At 33.8% G+C, this 22,688-nt stretch carries 18 protein-coding genes; 2 read left to right on the top strand and 16 right to left on the bottom strand.

Annotated features, from left to right (window positions below; genetic code table 11):
• Window positions 1-16 precede the first annotated feature (16 nt).
• The gene (hrcA, locus tag NTX22_14560; GenBank protein ID MCX6151742.1) at window positions 17-1,060 is read right to left on the bottom strand and encodes a heat-inducible transcriptional repressor HrcA; all 1,044 of its coding nucleotides are present in this window, start codon (window positions 1,058-1,060) and stop codon (window positions 17-19) included.
• 192 nt (window positions 1,061-1,252) lie between these two features.
• Here hrcA and purM point away from each other — a divergent pair, with 192 nt between their 5' ends.
• On the top strand, window positions 1,253-2,248 hold the full coding sequence (gene purM, locus NTX22_14555; GenBank protein MCX6151741.1) for a phosphoribosylformylglycinamidine cyclo-ligase: 996 nt from the start codon (window positions 1,253-1,255) through the stop codon (window positions 2,246-2,248).
• Between the two features lie 715 nt (window positions 2,249-2,963).
• Here purM and NTX22_14550 read toward each other — a convergent pair.
• From NTX22_14550 to NTX22_14480, 15 genes are all read right to left on the bottom strand, one after another.
• Entirely contained in the window at window positions 2,964-4,133 is a 1,170-nt protein-coding gene (locus NTX22_14550; protein ID MCX6151740.1) for a restriction endonuclease subunit S, read from the bottom strand.
• A 254-nt stretch (window positions 4,134-4,387) separates the two neighbouring features.
• Window positions 4,388-5,431: a Fic family protein gene (locus tag NTX22_14545; protein MCX6151739.1), complete on the bottom strand. Its 1,044-nt coding sequence runs from the start codon at window positions 5,429-5,431 to the stop codon at window positions 4,388-4,390.
• A 3-nt stretch (window positions 5,432-5,434) separates the two neighbouring features.
• On the bottom strand, window positions 5,435-6,955 hold the full coding sequence (locus tag NTX22_14540) for a class I SAM-dependent DNA methyltransferase (GenBank protein MCX6151738.1): 1,521 nt from the start codon (window positions 6,953-6,955) through the stop codon (window positions 5,435-5,437).
• Between the two features lie 61 nt (window positions 6,956-7,016).
• Entirely contained in the window at window positions 7,017-7,751 is a 735-nt protein-coding gene (locus NTX22_14535) for a hypothetical protein (protein ID MCX6151737.1), read from the bottom strand.
• A gap of 158 nt (window positions 7,752-7,909) precedes the next feature.
• On the bottom strand, window positions 7,910-8,896 hold the full coding sequence (locus NTX22_14530) for a hypothetical protein (GenBank protein MCX6151736.1): 987 nt from the start codon (window positions 8,894-8,896) through the stop codon (window positions 7,910-7,912).
• A 5-nt stretch (window positions 8,897-8,901) separates the two neighbouring features.
• Window positions 8,902-9,942 carry a nucleoid-associated protein gene (locus NTX22_14525; GenBank protein ID MCX6151735.1) on the bottom strand — a complete coding sequence of 347 codons (1,041 nt, stop codon included), beginning with the start codon at window positions 9,940-9,942 and terminating at the stop codon, window positions 8,902-8,904.
• A gap of 22 nt (window positions 9,943-9,964) precedes the next feature.
• A complete protein-coding gene (locus NTX22_14520) occupies window positions 9,965-12,262 on the bottom strand; it encodes a DEAD/DEAH box helicase family protein (protein MCX6151734.1) in 2,298 nt (765 codons plus the stop codon).
• A gap of 3 nt (window positions 12,263-12,265) precedes the next feature.
• A complete protein-coding gene (locus NTX22_14515; protein MCX6151733.1) occupies window positions 12,266-13,555 on the bottom strand; it encodes a restriction endonuclease subunit S in 1,290 nt (429 codons plus the stop codon).
• Window positions 13,545-15,179, bottom strand: coding sequence for a class I SAM-dependent DNA methyltransferase (locus NTX22_14510; protein MCX6151732.1), 1,635 nt, complete (start codon window positions 15,177-15,179; stop codon window positions 13,545-13,547). Before NTX22_14510 ends, NTX22_14515 begins: the two co-directional genes overlap by 11 nt.
• 26 nt (window positions 15,180-15,205) lie before the next feature.
• Window positions 15,206-16,054, bottom strand: coding sequence for a Bro-N domain-containing protein (locus NTX22_14505; GenBank protein ID MCX6151731.1), 849 nt, complete (start codon window positions 16,052-16,054; stop codon window positions 15,206-15,208).
• Window positions 16,055-16,174: 120 nt separating this feature from the next.
• Window positions 16,175-16,387 (bottom strand): hypothetical protein, encoded by a 213-nt coding sequence (locus NTX22_14500; protein ID MCX6151730.1) that lies wholly within the window; start codon window positions 16,385-16,387, stop codon window positions 16,175-16,177.
• A 22-nt stretch (window positions 16,388-16,409) separates the two neighbouring features.
• Window positions 16,410-16,619, bottom strand: a complete 210-nt coding sequence (locus tag NTX22_14495) for a hypothetical protein (protein MCX6151729.1) — start codon at window positions 16,617-16,619, stop codon at window positions 16,410-16,412.
• Window positions 16,620-16,645: 26 nt separating this feature from the next.
• Window positions 16,646-19,732, bottom strand: coding sequence for a type I restriction endonuclease (locus tag NTX22_14490; GenBank protein MCX6151728.1), 3,087 nt, complete (start codon window positions 19,730-19,732; stop codon window positions 16,646-16,648).
• On the bottom strand, window positions 19,732-19,926 hold the full coding sequence (locus NTX22_14485; GenBank protein ID MCX6151727.1) for a hypothetical protein: 195 nt from the start codon (window positions 19,924-19,926) through the stop codon (window positions 19,732-19,734). Before NTX22_14485 ends, NTX22_14490 begins: the two co-directional genes overlap by 1 nt.
• A 397-nt stretch (window positions 19,927-20,323) precedes the next feature.
• Window positions 20,324-21,046: a hypothetical protein gene (locus tag NTX22_14480; GenBank protein MCX6151726.1), complete on the bottom strand. Its 723-nt coding sequence runs from the start codon at window positions 21,044-21,046 to the stop codon at window positions 20,324-20,326.
• A 1,109-nt stretch (window positions 21,047-22,155) separates the two neighbouring features.
• Here NTX22_14480 and NTX22_14475 point away from each other — a divergent pair.
• Entirely contained in the window at window positions 22,156-22,686 is a 531-nt protein-coding gene (locus tag NTX22_14475; GenBank protein ID MCX6151725.1) for a hypothetical protein, read from the top strand.
• The last annotated feature ends 2 nt before the right edge of the window (window positions 22,687-22,688 follow it).

Here is a 22,688-nt window from a genome sequence, read left to right as displayed (position 1 = left end):
TTATATAAACTATTTATTAAGAACTCCCCTTTCTCAAATAATCGGATAGAAATTCTGCTACAAATTCTACAATGGCAATTATTTTTGAGTATTGCATACGTTTTGGACCCACTATACCAAGCGTACCTTTAGCATCACCAACTTTGTATTCTTTGCTGATCATGCTGTAATCGGTAAACAATTGGGATTCATTTTCACCACCAATCTTTACAATAACATGGTCATCCGAAATTTTTGAATCAATGAATTGAATTATTACATCTTTATCTTCAATCAATTCTATAATATTTTGGAAGTGATCATGATCCACAAACTCTGGATGCTTAAGAATATTTCTTGCTCCGGTTATAACTGCCTTTTCAGATCTGCTAACATTTGTAAATATCTTTTCAGCCGAGTCTACAAAAACTCTGATTGTAGGGCGATATGTTTCGGCAACGTCCTTAAATCTATCTACAAAAGTATTGCGGATTTCTGTAAATGTTAATCCAGCTAATCTTTCATTTAAAAGTCTTTCAACAAATGCAATGTGGTTATGATTTATTTCCGCTTTCAATTCAAGAGTAATAGTTTTTACCATACCAAGTTTTATAGCAACCACAACCAGAATGCGTGATGCAGTAAGCTGAACTATTTGAAGTCTCTCTAAAATTCCGGTATCAATTTTTGGATAAGTTACGCAAGCAAGTTGATTTGTAATATTACTTAACAGCGTTGAAGTTATTCTAAAGAGTTCGTCAGTTTCGTCAGTAAAGGATTTTAATTCGTGTCTTATAATTTCTTTTTCATCATTTTCCAGAAACGGAGGATCCATCAAAGAATTGACGTAATAACGATAACCCTTATCAGTTGGCACTCGCCCTGCAGAAGTATGTGGATGATCGAGGAATCCATCTTCTTCAAGGTCCGCCATAATATTTCTTATGGTTGCTGGGGAAAAACCAAGATTGTATTTCCTGGTTAAGTTCCTGGAACCAACTGGGCTTGCTGTTAGAAGAAAATGATTTATTATGTTCCGCAAAATGGTCTTTTCGCGATCATTTAGCTCGACTATTTCCATAATTATTTATTTTATTTTGATGAAATCCATTGCAAATATATCAAATTTTTCGCACTAATCATAAGTGAGTGCTAAGCTGTAAATTAACTATAAAACGCTTATTTCTACAAAAAAATTCACAAATCCGTTTAATCATTTTTGATTTAGAGCCTATAATCTTTAACTTTCACATAGAAAAAATTTTGAGGATAGATGGAAGCTAATTACAAATCTGCCGGAGTTGATATTAAAGCCGGGGAAGAAACAGTTAACCGGATTAAAGCTCACGTTAAATCGACTTTTAACAAAAACGTATTGATGGATATAGGTCACTTTGGTGCTTTTTATGAATTACCTGTATCTGATTATAAAGAACCAGTGCTTGTTTCCAGTGTAGATGGTGTTGGCACAAAATTAAAAATTGCCTTTGCTATGAACAAACACGATACTGTTGGGCAGGATTTAGTGAACCACTGTGTAAATGATATCGCTGTCTGTGGAGCAAAGCCACTTTACTTTATGGACTATCTCGCCTTCGGTAAACTATATCCTGATATTGCAGAAAAAATAATTGAAGGATTTTCTGTGGCGTGCCGGCAAAATGGTTGTGCTTTAATTGGTGGTGAAACTGCTGAGATGCCAGGTTTTTATGCCTTGGATGAATACGATATGTCTGGGACGATTGTGGGTGTTGTGGAAAAATCCAAAATAATTGATGGAAGAAATATAAAAGATGGTGATGTGCTAATTGGTTTTAAATCAAATGGACTGCATACTAACGGCTACTCTCTTGCAAGAAAAGTTTTATTAGAAAAATTTAAGCTAACTGATGTACCGGAAGGATTTAATCAAACACTTGGTGAAGAACTTTTAAAAGTGCATAAATCATATCTTCCTATTATTACAAAGTTGAAAGAAGATATTGAGATAAAAGGTTTTTCTCATATAACCGGCGGCGGAATTGTAGGAAATACGAAGCGAATAATTCCAAAAGGATTGGAGTTAGAAATTGATTGGAAAGCCTGGGAATGGCAGCCAACTTTTAAGCTTATACAGCATACCGGCAACGTAGCAGATGAAGAAATGCGAGAAGTTTTTAATCTCGGAATTGGATTGATTGCAGTTGTTGAAAAAGAAAACATTGCAAAAGTAAAAGAGATTTCAAAACCTTTTGGAGAAGAAGGAATTACGTTGGGATACATCAAATAAGCTCTCTCTAAAGCTCTTTCCTAAGGAAGGAATGCTGACAACTTAAAAAAATCCCGATTTGTACTTCCTTCAAAAGTGGGACTCATTGGGTGGTGCATCTTAAAACATTGAAAGATTTCAGTCAGATAAAAAAAACTGTAAATTATTTCAAAAATTGAGAGCTGGTTTTTAATACATCCTGAAGAGTTATCTCGTCTGATGGTTCTATTTTATTTGGGAAATGTTTATGATGTGGTGAATTAAACAATCCGGAATGATATGGAGCATTATCCCATCTGGTTAATAATTCTCCGTTCTTATCCTACAAATGATATGAATAATTTCTTTCAGAAAGATCAGTATATTCCCGAATGTACAGCTCATTCTTGTTAATAAGTATAGCTTTTATTTTAATATAAAAACCGGTTGGAAAGGATTTATATTCCAGATTAGTTTATTAGTTTACCTAACCTGCCAAAGTTAGTAATTCACATTACGCAAAATAAAAAATTGTAGATCGATTCTCTGACTTGTCAGACGAGTCTGAATCGCTCAATCTATTCACTTCAAATTATTCATTTAAAAAGCGAAACAGGGTTTCGTTCTACATTTTTGCGCAAGGTAACTTAGTAAATAATTTATTTCACAATTCCTTTAAATCCTGCTTTAATCAACTACTGTTTTTTATTTATAATTTTCGTTGGCTGGCTAGGAAGGATAGAAGAATTGCAAATCTTTATATAACCAGCTCCCCTTTAAACGCTTTTTGCATTAAGCTTTGAAAAAGATTTTCCAATTCCTGCTTAGATTGCTTTTGTTTTTCTTTTAATGCTTCTGTTTTATTTACTATCTCTGCAAACTGTTGTTGGAGTGAGAGTGGTGGAAAATATATCGGAAACTCTTTAAGCAATGTTGGACTAATATTTGACTGACCAACCGCTTTCTTACATCTACTGATAAACATCGTTTTGAAGTGTGTGGTATTTAATAAGAATGAAAATACTACAAGATTGAATTTTTTATTTAATCTTAATTTCACTAAGTATGAGGCAAGAACAGCATCAAGGTTTTTGTTCCAATAAGTCGTTTTCCCAACTAACTCTGTTGAATTAGTCCTATTGAAAATTATATCACCTTGTTCAAGTTTTAATTTATTGAATTCATCATCTGTCAATTCCACAAAACTCAGCTTTGTTAAATCAAGTTGCCCTTCATAGGTTATGTTAGCCATTCCCAGAACTGGATAACCTAACTTCTCGTGATTTGATTTATTTGAAGTTCCGTAATCAGAATATTCAAGTGCATCATTAATAATCCCAGTATCCCATCCATTTGTATTAGTATTTGGATCGCCAAACATTTCTATAAATACAGATTGCAGAAATTCATCTGTTAGCTTGTTTGCTTCTTTGCGTTTTTGTTTTGCTTTGTCTGCTCGTTCTAATATTTCAGCAATTTGTTTTTGGATTGGAAGTGGCGGGAGAGGGATTTGAATTTTAAGGATTTGCTTATGCGAAATATGTTTTACAGTCACAAATGAAGTAGAATCTTCGATTTCTTTTAGTTTCTTAGGAAGAAAATAAAATCCATATTTAGGATTGATTAACTGATCATCAAAAACAATTTTACAAGCTCGCTGGTTCAATAAGGCCTCTTCAGATTTCCACTCAGCTAAATTAAATTCTCCATCCATCCCAATTAAATAATCACCTTTTTTGATTAGATAATCTTGTAAAATTTCACCTTTATAATAAGTAGATGTAGCTCCACGTTTAATATCTCTAATTCGAATTATTGGAAATCCCTCAACTTCGTTGAATAACTTTGAATCGAATGGATAACCTGTCTTTACAGAAGCAACCTCCCCAAAATATTTAACCTGCCAGCCGCTTTCGCTCTTTTTCATATAAATGTAATCACGTCCTGCTTATTTGATAACGTTAATGTATATATGATAATATTTGTTGAATAGTACGAAAATTGCTTAAAAACAAACGTATATAGGTAATAACTGCTTTTCATTACCTAATTAACTGAGATAATACCTAATTAAATCCAATTTGAGCTTATAAGAAAACACTTTGAAAATAGTCCATAAACGCAATCATATAGGAATGAACTGCGTTTCAATACCTAATTATTAAGAATGTTCTTAATTAACTAAAGTTTTCTCCATTTTGCATCAGGTCCCCGCCCGGAACAATCTACTCTTCCTTTGTCTCTTTCCTTTTGTAATACTTTCCTAATAAGGTCAATTTTAATTGTAGGACATTTATCAAGAAGATCCTGAACTGTGAATTCACCGTTTAGATTTTTAATTACATCAAGAACAATCGCCGTTTTACCACCACGGGCAGATGAAATAAGTCCAACTCTACTTTCAAAATCTCTGTATGCTTTAAGTAAAATTCCAAGAAAATATTCCCACCATGGAAGTAAATTATGCTTGCCTTCGTGCCAACCTTGAGATGATTTATTAAGAGCATCATAATAGCTTTCTTTGTTATCTTCAATTAATTTTTCAAGACTTATAAATCTTCCAACTTCATAACCGGATTTATACAATAACAAAAGTGAAAGTAAGCGAGACATTCTGCCATTACCATCATTAAAAGGATGAATACAAAGAAAATCAAAAACATAAGTTGCAATAATTAATAAAGGTTCAAGCTGTGATCTATCCATTTCAGATTTATATAAAGTATTAAGCGTATCCATTGCAGATGGGGTTTCAAAAGCTGATACAGGTTTGAATCTTACAACTTTACTTCCGTCAGGATAAACTTCCGCAATTTCATTTTCAGTAGCTTTCCAGTTACCGCCCGGCATTGCAGATAGCGCATAAATATCTCTGTGGAATTGTAAAACTATATTTGATGTTATCGGTATGTGCTCATAACTGGAATGAATTGTATTAAGAACATTTCTATAGCCAGCAATTTCCTGCTCTGATCTGTTCGCAGGCGTTGTCTTTTCTGCAACTATAGCTTTAATTCTTTCTAACGGTGCGGATATTCCTTCAATTCTGTTTGATGATTCAATGCTTTGAATTATTGCAGTCTGCTTTAATGTTTCTAGTAGCTGGGGTGACTGTTCTTTGAACAGGTCCTGCTTACCTTTAAATTCACCAATCAATCTTATTGTCTGTAAAACATTATGTGTAATTGGAATTGATTCGATATAATTGTTTTGAAATGATTTCATTCTTCAGGATAACATTTTTTTAATTGATTTAATATCTTCAGCTATTTCTTTTTCCAAATTTAATACTTTATCCATTAAAACATCTGACTTTTCATATACAACTTCTTCATACTCTATAGGTTTGTATCGGGAGATTGATAGATCGTATTTGTTTTCTCTAATATCTTTTACACTAACCTGTATTGCTTTTGTGTAGGTCGAAACGCTGTTTCGAATATTATGCGATTCAGCGAATTGCCCAACATTCCAATGTTGAATAATATCCGGAATATCATTCTTGTCAGTTTTATTTCGCTTATCATCAAGAGAAAAACCATCCGCTTCCATATTGTAGAACCAAACATTATCTGTAATTCCACCTTTCTGAAAAACAACAACTGCTGTTGATACACCAGCATAAGGTTTAAACACACCTGATGGCATTGAAATAATTCCTTCAAGCTTGCATTTATCAATCAGTATTTTGCGGACATCAATGTGCGCATTACTCGTTCCAAACAGAACACCATCGGGAACAATTACTGCAGCCCTACCACCCGTTACCAGCAAATCACAAATTAATTCAACAAAGAGAAGCTCTGTCTTTTTGGTTTTGGTTTTAAATCTTGGATTAACATCCGTTTCATCAATCGATCCCTTAAACGGAGGATTAGCAAGAACTATATCATACAATTCTTTTTCATTATAGGCTTTGGATAATGTATCAGTGTAACGGATATTCGGATTATCAATTCCGTGAAGCATTAAGTTCATTGCACCGATACGAGTCATCGTAGAATCAAAATCATATCCGGTAAGAGCGTAAGTTTTGAGAAACTTAAAAAGTTTCTTATCAGAAATCTTATCGCCGATTAAATGATGCGGAATACCTTCTTCGTCATAATCAAGAACATCTTTGCTTGTGTTCTGTTCAAGTATATGCATATAAGAGTTAAACAAAAATCCTGATGTACCGCAAGCAGGATCGCAAATCCTGTCACCAATCTTCGGATCAACAAGTTTAACCATCATTCTAATTATATGCCGTGGAGTTCTAAACTGTCCGTTCTTACCAGCGGTTGCAAGCTGCCCTAACAGATATTCATAAAGATCACCCTGCACATCAACATTCTGTTCTGATATGTGAAGATCGTCGATTATGTTTACCGCTTCCTGTAATAATGACGCACGGGGAACAATGAAATAGGCATCGCGCATATGCTGGGTAAAAGAGCTTGTCTCGCTGCCAAGATTACGAAGGAATTCAAAAACTTTATCTCTAACAAGCCTAAGCATTTCCTCCCCGGGCAATTGCGACCAATAAGACCAGCGGCAATTTTCATTTCCCTTAAATACTGAAGTGAATTTTTCATTCCTTCTTTTGGCTGAAGCTATATTTGAATTATCAATATCCTCAAGCCGTTTAAGGAAGATTAGATAAGACATTTGTTCAATAGCCGTAAGCGGATTAGAAATTCCACCGGACCAGAACTTATCCCAGAGGGAATCTATTTTTTGTTTAAGGTTGTTACCGTTTGTTAGCATAATTTAACCAGTAGGTCGAAACGCTGTTTCGACAATTAGTAATAAGTAAAAATAAATTTAATCACGTACTCAAGAATTTAAAATTGCAATAAGAATATTTCCAATCCTCCCACTTTTCGCACAATCCGGCTTTTACAGGATTATTAAGAACATATTCAACGATTCGTTTTAACTCTTTTTCATCACGCACAACATGGTCATAGCTTTCATGCTGCCAAAACGAACCAGAGCGGTTTAACAGCTTATTGCAGTTTACTGCAGTAAACTTTTTTAAATCCTGCAATATTTTAGTAACAATGTAGGTCGAAACGCTGTTTCGACCAAACCCATCAATCTCATAAGGTAATGGCGGATTGTCTTTTAAGATATTTTCTTTTTTTTCAATAAGCGAATCAGCTATTCGCACTACAATTGGTGTAAATACTATATGTACATGATTAGGCATTACTGTATAGACAATAAGTTCATAATCTTTTTCATCACGGTAATGAATTGCTTCTTTTACTATATCTGCCGCTTCTTTTATACCTAACCATTTTGGGCTGGCTTTATACTTGTCAAGCCAACTATCAAATTCTTCAAAATAATTTATTTGATAATCCTTATACGTTTGATACTTTACCTTTTTATCATTTATAGCTGATATTTGTTTTAGTTTTATTCCCTGCTCAACTTTCAATTTTTTAATTATATGAAGCGGTAATGAATTGGTCAATCGAAACGTAACAAAAAACGAATAATCCGCTGGCTGGTAGTGTGGAAGATTTCTGCGGTAATATGTTTGAAATTTTTTCATATTTGTTTAGTTGCTCGAAACAGCGTTTCGAGCTACAATTTGACGAAGTGGATTAGAAATACCTCACGACCAGAACTTATCCCCAAGGGAATCTATTTTTTGTTTGAGATTAGTTGAATTGGTTAACATAATAATTTCAATTTTTGCATTAGTAATTTTCAGTCAATATTGATTGGTTTACCCCACCAGATAGATAGTTCTCTCAAATCCTCAATGTCAAAATGTTGTTTCCATAAATTCACTAAGTCGTATTGTCTTTTATCAATTAAAAACCATATAAAAAATATTTCAGGTTGGGAAAAGAATATATTTGTCTTCAGGTGATTTTGTCTTTCATTAAAGATTTGCATGATTCTTTCGTCATTTTGATCAATATACTTTTTTAGATTGCTTATTAATTCAGATATATCATTAGAATCATAAAGTCTGATTAAAATAGTAAGAATGTCAATAGAAATCTCTTTATTAAAACTACGTTTTGCATATTTATAATATTTTCCTTCTAGAGTTTTGAGTAAATAAAATATTCTATATTCTGGAAGTTCAACGATACTATTATTTATAGAATCAAATTCATCATCACATATCTCTAATAAAGATATCAATCTGAAAATCCTCCTCTTGTACGCTTCATCCAAATCAACGTCTTGTTTATAAATCAAAGAATGCTCAATATCGGCCCAAGTGTGTTGGCACAATGTCCTAACTTGTATTTCAAAAATAATTTCGGTGTATTCACTAAAAGGTTTAAAGTAAGGAATTGTAGGATTAATTTTTACTTCAAAGTGATCAGATAAATAGTCAAGTTGATCGTATTTTATTTTGTCAGACTTCCTCTCATAATTTATGACAATAAAATTAGACTCTATTAACTTTTTTATGATTTCCAATTCCGACTTAAAATGAACTACTACCCGAAGACCAAGTTTATCATTAATACTATTATATTCTTTCTCCTTTTTCAATGCGGTTTTAATCAAACTTATTAACTCTTTTACCCTTTTATAAATTGTGGGATATAATTCTAATGCAAATATTGATTCTTTGAAGAATTCGTATATAATACATTCTAGTTTTATATACTTTGGCTCGTCTTTTTCCCAACGCTCAACAATTTCTTTAACTATTTTATTATAATGTTTCATTATCGTTATGAAGAAACTCTTTTAATTTTTGAAATCACTTCAGCTTTTGTTATTCCATTCCCTTCATCACTTAATTTGACTTTATCCCCAAGGTCGCCCTTCTTTGAAATTATTTGAACATCGTTCTCAAAATCTATCATGATTCTTTGTAAGTGGTTCTCTATTAATTCTATATCTTTGGCAAAAGTCTCTTGGGAAAAATTATTTCGGTTTAAATAATCTATATAATTTTGTTGATCATTTTCTTCTATATATTCTCTTATAAATTCGTTGGTATCAATAAAATTTTTAGGCATACTACTATAAGATATTAAATGTTCAAAGTACTTAGTCTTCTTTATTGGATCTTCAATAGTAATTATAAAATCCCTTGTTAGCTCAAAAAATTTTTTTGTATTAACCCTAGTATCTCCATAGAAACTACAACCCAAGTAATCATGAATAAAAAAACTTGCTATTCCCTGCGGTGAAGTTGGTTGAATTTGATTATCTGTTACAAATCCATCAAAATCTGTATCAAAATCTGTCCTATTAAAAAAGAAACTAGCTTTGTAAAGTTTTGTCTTTTTAGTAAGCATCAAATTTTTGACTGCAACAATATCTATAAAATGAGATCTTTCATTTTTCTTTAATTGAACCCCCTCATCTCTTTCTAATTTCATTATAGAGAAAACGTTCTTATTTTTAATAACCCCCTCAATAACCACTACAATACCTGCCGGATTATTACCAGTCTGAATATCGTATAAGTACTTCGATAAATCCTTAGATGGTTGCACTATGTCTTTTCTAGGATTAGCTTCGATTAATTCTTTAATAATGAAAGGAACAACAGAAGATGAATCTAAATTAAAAATAACTTTAAAACTTCTTTTAGAGATTATCTCGGTAAGCTTATCTTTAAAGAAAGCCTTTAATTCTGGTGTTAACTTACTTTCTCGATCACTATAATCAATTTTAGGTGAGGTGTCAACTTTGTTATGTCTTGGGACATCGTGTACAATGATTTTAGAAATAAGCATTAATGAAATATCGGTTTTTTCCATTATATCTCCTTAAAATGTTTAGTTACGCTACTAACTTTTTTGTCAATTCTACCAACTCATTCACATCATCTTCTGTAAACAATTTGTCTACTGCATTGCTACCAAAATTTGTAAATGGTTCTTCGTAAAGATCAGCCGGTTCAAGTTTTCTTCTTTGAACAAAAACATTCTGCACTGCTCTTAAGAAACGGGATTGATCGGCATTATAATTATGCTCAAGTATAAAAGCATCAAAAGCTTTTTTAACAACGTCTTCATTGCTTGGTATTCTCTCTATGTTCAATGCATGCTTAAGAAAGTCCACAAAGCTGCCAACCTTGACGCCGTAAGCTTTTAACATATTTTCTTCATCAAGAGAAATATCTTCTGCTTTCAGCTCTTTGCTAAGCGTAAGTTCAAGATCAAGCAAGTCATCAATACTTAATTCTTCACTGTTTTTAAGTTTTATAATTGCAGGATGTTTATCTGCAAGTTCAAGTATCTTTTTCTCAACTCGTTTTCTGTACTCTTCAATGTAAACTTTCTGATTATCTTTTCTTAAAATTACCCAGCGCCGTGATTCAATTATATCATCAAGTCCTAGTTCAATAACCAATGAGGGTTTCTGTTGTTTGTATTTCATTATCGGGGCAAGAGTTTCTTTGGTCTCATCAATCTTTGTAAGGTCAGCTTCCTTCCAGAAATCATTAGTAAGTAAATTATTGATGAGACGAATGTGTACAGCAACTTGTGCAAGGTTTGTCGGCAGCAGTGAGACATCTTCCTTTATTGATTCGATTGCAACGGCAAGGTCTTTTCGTTGTAAGAAATTCAGTCCAATTCTCTCCATCTTACTGATAAAGAATGCTTCGTCGTTATTCATTCCGGGAACAAATCTAAGTAACGGTGCAACTTTTAATTTTAGAAATTCTATCCTAACGCGAGTGATGTAATTCCAGAAATCATTCTGCCAGGCTTCTTTCACTTCTTTATAAACTTTATGCACTGAAAATGAATCAAGCGGAATATCTGCGATATCAGAACGTAGATCTTTTACAATTCTTTTTGTATCAGCGCTCTCCTGTTCACCTAAAAACATTTGAAGTTTTGCTAAACGAGTATTAAAGATTGTAACTCTAATTGGAATCTGTTTGTTCGTATCATCAATCTTAGCTAATTCAAAATTTTCCCAGTAATCAATTATTAGAAAGCTCTCCTTCTTACCATTCGGCAGCCAATCATAAACCTTACAAGCTTCGTGGTTTCTTGTCCCGCGCCCTATCATCTGCCAGAATTTAATTTGTGAGTTAACAGGTTTCATAAAAGCAAGATTAACTATTTCGGGTATATCAACACCGGTATCAAGCATGTCAACAGAAATTGCAATTCTCGGCATATTTTCTTTCTTGAATTTTTCAAGCAATATATCTGCTCTTTCCATTTTAGAATCAATAACATGAACAAGATTTGGATACTGTGGATACATTTCGTTAAATGTTTCTGCAAGTCTCATTGCGTGATTGTGTGTAACTGCGAAGATTATTGTTTTACCCGGATACTGCCCTGATTTATCTTTCAAACAATTATCCATAAACTCTTCCCACTGTGCACGAAGAGTGTCTTTGTTAGTTACCTTCTTTTCAAGATCAGTACCTTCAAAGTTTAATTCATCAGGATCAATCCCATTTGAACGAAGAATAGATTTTTCTTCTTCAGTCAGATCAACCCCTTTAATACCCTTTCTTTGAAATTTTGTCTGAGCTGCATAAACATTGAAATCAACTAAGTACCCTTCCTTAACTGCATCATCAAATGGATAAAGAAATGTGGGTGTTTTCCCATCGCAATCAAAAAACTTAAATGTGTCACGATCGATAAATTCAGCAGGGGTAGCGGTTAGTCCTATTTGAATCACATCAAAGTAAGCTAGCACATCGGTAAATTTATTATAGATTGATCGATGGCATTCATCAGAAATTATAACATCAAAATCGGCAGGAGTAAATTTATTGTAGCAAAGTTCAAGTGTCTGAAGAGTAGAAACGTAAACTCGGGCATCTGTGGAAATATCATAGGTTCTTATTCGAGCTCTGGATTCGTTTGGAAGATGCTGTTTAAAGCCATCTGTCAATGCCTGATTAACTAAGCTATCTCTATCGGCAAGGAATAAAATCTTTTGTGCTGCATTTGCTTTGAGCAGAACATCAATAAGTGCCATTATCGTTCTTGTTTTTCCTGTACCTGTCGCCATAACAAGTAAAGCTTTGCGTTTCTTTTTATAATCAATGGCTTCAAGAAACGCTTTGAGCGCTTTTCCCTTATTATTTAAATCGTCTTTCATTGTTTACTTCACATTCACTTGCCCGTTCATCAGCAACGGTAAAAGGAAATCACGAAGGGTGATGAGTTCTTGGGTTTGTTTATGGTTATTGATAATTACTTCAAAAAAGTTTTTGGTTGTTTGATTGAACTTTTCAATAAATAATTTAGGCGGTATTACTGTTTTAATTGCATTAATTTCAATTGCACTTATATTAGGTTGAGCACAACCAGAAGCAATAAAAAAAATCATTTCTCTGACATGAACTTGTTTCAATGTATTAATCAGAAATGGTAATTTTTGTAGTGATTCATCACCAAGTTTAAATAAACCAACTCGTTGATTAATTAAAACTGGTTTATCAATGTCTGGAACAATTCCGAACTTGCCAATAGTTGCACCTGTCATTGCAATAATTATATCACCTGGACTTGCTTGATAATCCTTTGCAACTTTAACTTTATCTTCTGAAACATGAGAACATCCTTCAAAGCTAATTGTATAGTCTTCTTGAATGTTACCAATTTTTAAAACTGGAATTCCACTATCTAACCATGAATCCGATTTAAAGGCAAAGCCAGATTTTACTTCACAGATATCTCCAATGCTGCCAACTTTCCATCCATTCGGAATTTCTCTTTTCAATACTTTGTTGTATTCCATTTCACCGCCATTTGATTTATATGGTTTACCTTCTTCGTTTGGAAAATCAAATTGCACAAACCAATAATTGAAAATGGTTTTTGCCATTGTTTCCAATTCAGTATTGATGCTGCTGTTAGTTTCAATTTTACTGTCAATCGTTAATAACAAATCAACAATGCTATCTTGAATATTCTTTTTGGGAATTTTAAAATCTAAAGAAGTAAGCAAATCAATATTGATATTGTCTTGTATGCTTCCCAATGAAGAATTCTGAATGCTCTTTCTTATGTAGGTAAAAACATAGTGCATGAAAAGTTCGGATGTCATTTTCTTGTCAGCAACAAAACCAACACAACTATCAGGGAAACACATTGGGTAAGCAAGTATGCCTGTCTCCGCAATGTTAGCTGCAATCGTAATGCACAAAGTTCCTGCATCCCACAATTTACTTTGCTTCAAACCAACATCATTATAGGTTGCATTGTGAGAATTGATAAAAAGATTCGCTGCTTTAATTTCTCCTGTTTGAATCAAAGGATATTTACCGCCAACAAATAATTTTGAATCGTTCCTTGGTCGGTGTTTTGATTTGCCTCTCCTAAAATCTCCAAGTTTATTTAACGGAAGCGTATCCCACTCGGAGTTGAATTTGCTTTCGTTATAAATCATACTCTATCACATTTAGTTTTGAAAATAGTTTTGATTCAAGATTTTTTGATTTCTTAAACAACTTCGTTAACCTTTCTTTTGCTTCATCAATTTTGTTTTCAAATTCTTCATTACTCAATTCAGAATATTCAATTCGTGTTTCAAAATATTGTCCTGCACCCAAAGAATAGTTCCTGTCTTTTATTTTTTCATTGTCAACTACAACAGAAAAATCTTCAACCACTTCATTGCTGTTTATGGTATTGATGATTTTGTTTTCATCATCGGCACTCAATAAAGTTTTTTGGTTCTTGCCGTCTTTTACTTTTGTTCCAAGTTTGCTGGCATCAACTAAAATTACTTTGTTGGTGGTTTTGCTTTTGTCAATAAACAATACAGAAACATTTGTTCCTGTGGTTGCAAAAATATTTGGCGGCATTTGCACAACGGCATGTAACCAGTTTTGGTCAACTAATTTTTTTCTTATTCCCAAACCAATTGCAGCTTTCTCTGTGCAAAACCCTGTGGGAACTACAACGGCTGCTTTTCCTTTTTTGTCAAGCGAATAAATGATGTGCTGAATAAACAACTGGTAAATTGCCATTGAATCTTTTTTCTTTGCAGGCACACTTGGCACTCCTGCAAAAAATCTTTTCTTGTGTTGGTCACTTGCAAGTGTTTCCCTGTCATCGCTGAAATCCATTTTGAATGGCGGATTGCAAACGATGTAATCAAACTTTTTTAAATCGGTCTTTTCATCGTTAACATGGTATGGGTTTGTCAAAGTATTTCCTTTAATCACATTGTGCAATGAATGCACTAAGTTGTTCAGGATTAAATTCAATCGTAAAAACTCGGATGATTTTTGAGAAATATCCTGCGAGTAAATGCTGCATTTGTCTTCGCCAATCTGGTGAGCCAAAGCCAACAACAAACTGCCGGAACCTGATGAAGGGTCATTGAGTGTAACGCTTTTTACCGGCTCAGGCGCAAGTATTCGTGCCATAATTTTTGCAACGGCTGGAGGTGTGTAATACTCTGCATATTTCCCGCTGTCTTTGTTGTAGTCCTTAATCAGGTATTCAAAAATGGTAGAAAAGAAATCATACTTTTCTTCAAACACGGGTTCAAAACTGAACGCAACTAATTTGTTGATGATGGCTTTGCAGAAAGGTGATTTCTGATTGCTCTCAATAATGTAAGGCGAAAGTTTATCAAACAAACGGATGCGTTCTTTGTCAATGGTTGCAACTGAAAATAATTTGATGTTGAGGTCAGCGATTTCAATCAGGGTGTTGTCAAACAGGTTTGCAAACTCATTTTCGTTTTGTTTGTTGAACAAGTGGCTGATGAAGTGTGTCTTTTTAAGTTTCGCACTTCGTTCGCCCATTTTCTCCAGCATGTATTCGTAATCGCCTTTACTCATTTTCTGAATGTCGGCTTCAATGTTTTTGCTGTTCTTTAAATCTTTGTTTGCTCTTCTTGCTTCGTGTAAAAATTTATCGTTCAGAAATTTGTAGAGAAAAACTTCAGTGATAATTTTGTATTCACTTCCTGCGTTGCCCAAACCATAATTGCTGCAAATGGTTTTAAGTCCGTCAATCAGTTCTTTGGTTTTCTGTGTATGTTCTAAATGGTTTGTCATTGTTTTAAGTGATGTGTAAGTAAAATTTATTTCTTCTTTTTCTTATTAACGTTTTCTTTCAATTGCAAAACAGATTTTGCATTAATTGACGTAACTACTTTTTTACCAGTTCTCGCTTCCAATTCTTTTCGTGCAACTTTAGCTACACCACCACCTTGCTTTGCTACATTTTTATTGGCTTCAAAATCTTCAGGGTTTACTGCTGTCGAAATATCTTTTGTAGATGCTTCTGCAAGCATGTTTAAAATTAGTTCGGTGTTGGTCATGTTATCCCGGAGATTTTCTTTCTTCAATCCTTTCAGGATTTTGTATTCTTTTGTTGTTTTCTCACTCCATGCTTTTGTAATAATATCGGTAAGCGTTGCAAACTGAGTGCCTTCTTTTAAACCTCTTTTTTTCCATTCGTCTGTAAGTTCTTTTCTTATTTCAATACTTTTCAGTCGTTGGTTAATCCAGTTTTCAGAATATCCCAATTGCAAATATTCTTTCAAAGCCCTGTCAATAGTAAGCTCAGGATCTTGCATCTCGTCTAATCTTTCAGCAGCCACCTGTGCCAGCCAAAGTTTAAACGGTTCTGCTTTGGGAGATGGAATGGATTGAATGAGACGGAACAATTGTTCGGTATCGGCAACATCAGTAAGGTAAAACTTGCCATCAACTGATTGCATTTTCAGTTGGTTACAATTTGTAACCAACTGACTTCCCTCTTTCTTTAGCCTGTTCTTTAAAACTTTCCAATAATTATTGGGATTTGGGCTATCCGTTAATATGCCTACCACATCAACAATAGAGATGTACCATTTTTCTTGTTCGCTATCCCATAAGGAACGAACTTTTCTATCTTCAAATATTTTTATTTCGTTTTTCTTTTCCATCGTTTTATTTTTTCAAAGAGTTACAATTTGTAACCGTTTCAGTTTTAATTTCAATTGCCCTATTTTTTTGGACAGTTAATTTTTTCAAACCATGACAACCTGTCACGATTTGGCTGGTTATTATTTTATCAGTTGACTACAATTTGTAGTCAACTGACTTCCCTCTGCTTTCAATCTTGTTTTTAAAACACTCCAATACTTTCTTGGCTTGGGGCTGTCCGTTAAAACGGCAATCACATCAACAATTGATAAATACCACTTCTCCTCCTGCGCATCCCACAGCGTCCTTACTTTTTTATCTTCAAATATTTTTATGTCATTTTCTTTTTTCATGGTAATGTTTCTTTTATCAGTTTTATATTAAACCGTTACAATTTGTAACGGTTTCATTTCCCTCATCCTTCAATCTTCTTTTCATCACCCGCCAATACACCTGTGGGTTAGGACTGTCAGTTAAAACGGCAATAACATCTACGATGGCTAAAAACCATTTCTCCTGTCCAGCATCCCAAAGTGATCTTACTTTTTTCTTTTCGAAAATTTTTATTGCTGTTTGTTGTTTCATATTGATTTAAATTTTTCTGTTAATTCTCATATTGCTCTTTGGAAAAAATATTCGTTCACTAATGTTGTATTGATAAAGCGAACCACATTCAAATCTCTGATTCCTTTTTCTTCAAGTGTTTCAATAATTGTCCGCTTGGTGGCTTCGGCAAAATAATCCTGATTGTTTAACAATGCCTGATTGTTCACCACTGTTGCATCGGTTTTGTGTTTGATAAATAACAGTGCTTCATGCAAAGCAATATCGGTGTTCAGCACATTCAGATTATTTTCTTTGATGCGTTTGTGAATCCTGGCAAACTTGGTATCGTTTTCATACTTGGCTGCAAGCAGTGCATCTTTATTGTTTAATGCGTTTGCCTGTTCGTAAATGTTTTTCAAATCTTTTATCGCTGCATCCATTTCAGCCGAATCAAATTCCTCAATGTTTTTCTTTTTGAATAATCGTTTCAGTTCTTCAAACAGTGAAATAAATCTCGGGTCTTTCTTGTCAAAGTTTCCTTCCAGTTCTTTTCTTGCTCTTTCCAACTCGCTTCTAAATTTATCTGCAATCTGTAATTCGTGTGTCGCAATTTTACGGAAAGTGAATTGCATTTTTTCCAATGCAATGTTCAGCAGATTTGTGTTGTCTGACGCGTTCTCTAAATTTTCTTTCAGGTTAATGATGTCAATGCGATTTGAAACTTCTGCATACAACTTATTCACTTTGTCAAAAGAGAATTTCTCCAGGAGATCGGTGTAACCCATTATCTTGATGATGTTGTATAAACTCTTGAGGTTCTCCAAACATTTTTTCAGTTCGGTAATTTCTTTCTTGTTCGTAATCTGACTAACAATTTTTTGAAACTCCTCTATGTTGGTGAAATCGTAGAGAAATAATTTCTCTTTTATCTCTGCAATCTCTGCATCAATTTCTTCTGCTGACTTAAACAAGTTTGAATATTCTTTTATTTCATCGCCTAACTCGGCTTGCAACTCTTTGAAATATTCTTTGTTTGTTTTGTCAAACTCTTTTCTGATGTCGGCAAAGTCAACTACATAACCATACTTAAAACTTTTGTAAGGTCGATTTACTCTTGTAAGTGTTTGCAAAAGATTATGTTCCCTAACAACTCTTGTTAAATACATTTTCTTCAAACGCTTTGCATCAAAGCCAGTTAGAAGCATATTGTAAACTATCAGCAAATCAATTTTGCCTTGCTTAAAATCTGTTTGATTGTCTTTTCTTATTTGCTTCGTGTCCACATCATGGAGAATCAAAGCAGCCGTTATCGGTGCATTTTCTCCGCTTATATAAGCTTCTTGTGGTTCAGCGGCTATATTGTATTCTAATGTTGGTTCATGATCAAGTTTGCGAATGCTGGTTTGCTTGTCGTTGTATTTCTGAACATACTCAAAAATCATTTTGGCTTGGTCGGATGAATCACAAACAATCATTCCACCAATTGAATGGTCGTTATGTATTACTCGGCTTTTCTTAAAATCGGTAATGATGTAATTAACTAATGGCTCAACAAATCTTTCATGTGCAAACACTTCGTTTTTAGTAAGTGTTCCTTGCTGAGTTTCGATTGATTCCAAAATACCCTTTACTTCATTATGGAATTTAGTTTCAATAGCTTCTCGAATCAGCTTTAAAGTGTAACCGTCTGCAATGGATTTGTTGTAATAATATTTGTGAAAATAATCACCAAATATTTCTTTGCTTGTGAAATCACCTGAGATTAAAGGAGTACCAGATAAACCGATGTGTATAGCGTCTCTGTCTGAATTGACAAGTTTTGCATAGAAAGTTCCTTCAGGGTTGTAGCTTCTGTGAACCTCGTCTAAAAAATAAATTCGTTTAATATTCAAATTATAGTCGGCAACTTTTGCTATCGAATAGTCTGAAAATTTCTGAATATTAACTACTGCAATTGTTTGAGCACCGATTCCACTTGCGGTTGCACCAGCGGTTGTGATGTTCTTTACAAAATCATCTTTAGAACTAATCATTTCAACTTTCAGCCCTCGTGCTTCAAATTCGTTTTTAGCTTGTGTTGCCAAATCCAAACGGTCAACAATGAAATAGAACTTTGCGATGATGTTTTGCTTCTGATAATAGTCTTTTAGATAATTAACATTGAAATACGCCAAAGCGGTTTTCCCGCTTCCCTGCGTATGCCAAATGATTCCTTTCTTAATTCCCTGATTTAATTTTTTCTCAATCGCCAATGTCGCAAACAATTGAGGGTAACGCATGATGTGTTTCTCAATTTTCGGAACGCTGTTTACAACTGTGTTCACATATGCAAAGCTGTATTTCAAAATTATTTTCAATCGTGGTTTGCTAAACAAAGAAGTCAGCACACGATTAGTAGGGGAGTTGTTTTCTTTTGCTGTGTTGTATTCTGTTGTTCCAAGAATTGAAACAATGTTGTTGTCCAACAAAATTTGTTTTTCAATTTCCAAATCTTCCATCGGCAAATTACGAATGATGGAATTATCTTCTTCTCTGAAACAATTGAAGTTTACCTGTTCGGGGTCAGGCGTTGCGTAAAACGCACCTTGTATAGGTGTGATGCTTTCCTCGTCATACTCTTGATTGTTGGAGAAAATCAACAACTGAGTAATGTTCATGAACTTATTGAACTTCGGATTTTTGAACCGAATATTTATTCGGTTTCGTTCCGCTAAAATTCCTTCCCTGTTGTTCGGCTTCTTTACTTCAACGAATGCCAACGGCATTCCGTTAATCAGCAAAGTAATGTCGGGTCTAAATTCTTCTTCCTCGTTTTTGTAAGTGAGTTCGGTAACAACATTGAAAATGTTGTTTTCAAAATTGTCAAGGTCAATCAGCTTGCAAGGAAAATCTCCAGTTAAACTTTTGTAGAACCGTTTGCCAAGGTCGCTGTTGACAAGTTGAATGTTTAGTTCTGCAATGAAAGCAGCAATTTCGGTGTCGGTGAACTCCTTGTCGTTGATTTTAGAAAGCCCAGCTTTAAACTGGTCAATGAAAATGTTTGTGTCGCCATGAAGATTGGTCATTTTTGCCTTTGGCAAATAGGAGTAACCCAACCGTGTCAGATGCACGATAGCAGGTATTTTTACTCTTGAATCTTCATTAAATGTCATTATAAAATTCTATTAATTATTTCTTTGTCCAAAATACAGATTTTTATCAGTGCGGTTGCACTGTCTCTCAATAGATTTTTCCAATTCACAAACCCTGCTGGAATAGAAAGTCCTGCACCTGCAAAAATCGCTGCATTATTTTCTTTTATTGCCTTTGTATATGTATCAATAAAGCGGTTCAGGTGTTGTTCCATTTTATTATCTTATGTCTTATTAGTCTGTTCAAATTTACAAATGACGAGTGAAAGTTGCACTATCGCCATAGCATTGCACACAACTTATTTATAGAAAAAGTTTTTTGATTAAATACTTCCTCAAGTCGTCCATTTTGTTAAATAGTAGCTTCTTGTTTGTCACGGATCATAAGTCTGTCCGTTAACTTAAATTTGATAAATTAATTTTCACAATAGTGTATTTAAATAATTTATAATCCCTTCTTATTGTATTTTTATTCATGAAATACTAGTTCTCGGATATACTCATGCTCGGTGACGCGCAGGAATATATTAACATAGGTAGCCGTAGTTCCGCAGTGCGGGATTGCGGCTACCAATTGAGTTACTTCTTACCATTACCCGGCAATTCAATTATTTATTTTTGCGGTTCATCCGGTTTTGGCGTTTCCGGTTCATCCGGTTTTGGCGTTTCCGGTTCATCCGCCTTATGGCTCCCGCCTTTATCATAAATTACACGTGCTGCTGTATACTTAGAATATAATTCGGGATTGCTTTCCTTAAAACTAATCATCAGCTTATCTAATACTTTAATTTTTTTATCAGCTTTATCTAAAAGATTTACAATAGTTTCCTTTGCAGATTTTTTGGTCCCTTTGCCAATACTAACGCTTCCGAATTTCTCTAAATAATCATCTAACTTTTCTTTGGCTGCCGTTCTTTTTTCTTCGGTTATTCCATAAGGAATAAGTCCATTGCCAAGCTCAACAGCTTTGTCTAATATTTTTTCAACAAACAAAGGGATTTCCGAATCGCGCTGTTTTAAAAAAGTTTTGCTGTTTATATCTGCAAAAGTTATTAACTCAGCATCATTTTTATCGGCTGCATATCCGTAAATTGCACCGGCAAATACTAATCCTGTGGAAATAATTTCGTCCTGCGAAATGTCTTTAGAAATAACTTTTCCCTTAGTTCCTTCTTTTACCACGTTGTCGTTTAATCCAATTTCCTTATGGATCATTTCAATATCAGCAAAACCATTAATAATGGCAGGAACGCCTGTAAAAGATTCTTTCACACTTTCACCAAATTTCCAAACCACGCCAAGCATTTCCAGCTTGTTTCTTTCGTGCTTGTTCATATTAGGTCCTCCTTATAATATTATTAGTTCTATTTAGTTTATTAAGCTGCGGGCAACCAAAAACTCTCTATTATCACGTCAAACGTTAAATGTCAGACGTCAAATGTTAAATTCGAACAGTTATTCAATAATTACTGTCTCACGCCTGCCTGCCGGTAGGCAAGGTTTGCCATCACACTAGCCTCGAAAATCATTTTAGGAAACCGCCAAATTGAGCTAAAAACTCCATTTATAGAAAAATTATATCATGAATTCATTAAGAAAGCAGTGTTTTGTTAAAAAACGAACAAAAACCAACTGTTATTTAATTATTACTGATTTTTTATCCATAAAAACCATTTTCCACTTTCCAATTACCAGTTTCCTCTCTTTAAATACCAGTTTCATTTCTTTAATTACCAGTTTCATCTGTTTAATTACCAATAACCACTTAGTAATTTCTGATTTCCGGTCTTTAAAAACCAATTGTCGTTTTCCAATTACAAATTTCATCTCTTTAAAAACCAACCTCCGGCTTTTCAATTCCAATTTCCATCTTCTAATTACCGATTTCAATTCTTCAAAAACCATTTTCAATTTTATAATTATCAGTTACTACTTATTTAAAACTGTAGTGTTTATTTATTCTGCATAAAAAAATATTTTTTTGTGCGTTTATAATTTTATTCTGAACAAATCTATATGAAATTAAAATGGATTCTAAATTAAAATGTATGTATGAATAAGGTGAGTTTGACGTCATCAAAAGGAAAGGAAAATACGAAAAGATGAACCATTTCATATAACTGGGTTTCCCCGCTTAAATACTGGCAATACGTTAATAATTTCAAATTACAAAAGCAAGAAAAATTTATATAAGAGGGTAACTTTTTTCTATTGTATTCTACATTAGCAATCCCGTGCCTAAATTGTAAAAAGTGAAACGTCAGACAGAAAAACTCCATCATACATCTTTCATCAACTTTCATCCATCAAACGTCAGACGTCAAACAGAAAAAACTCCATCATCCCTCAACCATTCTACATTTTCCATCCTTTCAGACAAATTCAACTAAATTGGAAATTTCCCGATAATTCTGTAATAATAGAATAACAACTCGGAGATAAAAATGGATCTTGTAAGAATTGCATTCTTAGAAACATATACATTTGATGATAACGCCGGTGTAATGGGAGCAATCCTTGTTACTGATCCGGATACTAAACCTTTAGAATTCCGCGTAACTGCACCGATAAAACCAACCAACTTCCAGAAGACGTTATATGGTGATGTTCTTCTTGAACATATTCTGGTTGAGCTGATTGCTCTTCCGCTGCTTGGAGCAATAAAAGATGATCTCGATTTGATTCTTGTAAGAGATCCGCTTTTTCTTGGAATAAATAACAAGCAAGGTGTTCGTGCAATAAAATTGTTCAAAGAAAAGGAAGATCATACTCCAAGTAAAAAATCAAGTGAAGAACAAAACAAACTTTCTGGCGATTATGGAATTTATGTTGAAACTGCTAAAAAATTTGCTTCTGAACTACCGGAAATTGTAGAACGGTTAAGCCAGATTTCCATTACGCGTAATTTGATAGAACCATTTGACAGATTAAAAACAGCATGCGAGCAGGTTCACTTACAAAAAGTTGATGAATAAAT

This window comes from Ignavibacteriales bacterium (assembly GCA_026390815.1).
GTDB lineage: Bacteria > Bacteroidota > Ignavibacteria > Ignavibacteriales > SURF-24 > JAPLFH01.
Note: the sequence above shows the minus strand (reverse complement) of the source record. Positions and strands in the feature narration are given on the sequence as shown.

What these genes read in the sequence shown, in the direction of transcription:
- NTX22_14545 (MCX6151739.1), bottom strand. Translation starts at nt 5,431, where the DNA reads ATGAAATCATTTCAAAACAATTATATCGAATCAATTCCAATTACACAT.
- NTX22_14530 (MCX6151736.1), bottom strand. Translation starts at nt 8,896, where the DNA reads ATGAAACATTATAATAAAATAGTTAAAGAAATTGTTGAGCGTTGGGAA.
- NTX22_14540 (MCX6151738.1), bottom strand. Translation starts at nt 6,955, where the DNA reads ATGCTAACAAACGGTAACAACCTTAAACAAAAAATAGATTCCCTCTGG.
- NTX22_14475 (MCX6151725.1), top strand. Translation starts at nt 22,156, where the DNA reads ATGGATCTTGTAAGAATTGCATTCTTAGAAACATATACATTTGATGAT.
- NTX22_14535 (MCX6151737.1), bottom strand. Translation starts at nt 7,751, where the DNA reads ATGAAAAAATTTCAAACATATTACCGCAGAAATCTTCCACACTACCAG.
- NTX22_14485 (MCX6151727.1), bottom strand. Translation starts at nt 19,926, where the DNA reads ATGGAACAACACCTGAACCGCTTTATTGATACATATACAAAGGCAATA.
- NTX22_14550 (MCX6151740.1), bottom strand. Translation starts at nt 4,133, where the DNA reads ATGAAAAAGAGCGAAAGCGGCTGGCAGGTTAAATATTTTGGGGAGGTT.
- NTX22_14500 (MCX6151730.1), bottom strand. Translation starts at nt 16,387, where the DNA reads ATGAAAAAAGAAAATGACATAAAAATATTTGAAGATAAAAAAGTAAGG.
- hrcA (MCX6151742.1), bottom strand. Translation starts at nt 1,060, where the DNA reads ATGGAAATAGTCGAGCTAAATGATCGCGAAAAGACCATTTTGCGGAAC.
- NTX22_14510 (MCX6151732.1), bottom strand. Translation starts at nt 15,179, where the DNA reads ATGACAAACCATTTAGAACATACACAGAAAACCAAAGAACTGATTGAC.
- NTX22_14525 (MCX6151735.1), bottom strand. Translation starts at nt 9,942, where the DNA reads ATGGAAAAAACCGATATTTCATTAATGCTTATTTCTAAAATCATTGTA.
- NTX22_14520 (MCX6151734.1), bottom strand. Translation starts at nt 12,262, where the DNA reads ATGAAAGACGATTTAAATAATAAGGGAAAAGCGCTCAAAGCGTTTCTT.
- purM (MCX6151741.1), top strand. Translation starts at nt 1,253, where the DNA reads ATGGAAGCTAATTACAAATCTGCCGGAGTTGATATTAAAGCCGGGGAA.
- NTX22_14490 (MCX6151728.1), bottom strand. Translation starts at nt 19,732, where the DNA reads ATGACATTTAATGAAGATTCAAGAGTAAAAATACCTGCTATCGTGCAT.
- NTX22_14495 (MCX6151729.1), bottom strand. Translation starts at nt 16,619, where the DNA reads ATGAAACAACAAACAGCAATAAAAATTTTCGAAAAGAAAAAAGTAAGA.
- NTX22_14505 (MCX6151731.1), bottom strand. Translation starts at nt 16,054, where the DNA reads ATGGAAAAGAAAAACGAAATAAAAATATTTGAAGATAGAAAAGTTCGT.
- NTX22_14515 (MCX6151733.1), bottom strand. Translation starts at nt 13,555, where the DNA reads ATGATTTATAACGAAAGCAAATTCAACTCCGAGTGGGATACGCTTCCG.
- NTX22_14480 (MCX6151726.1), bottom strand. Translation starts at nt 21,046, where the DNA reads ATGAACAAGCACGAAAGAAACAAGCTGGAAATGCTTGGCGTGGTTTGG.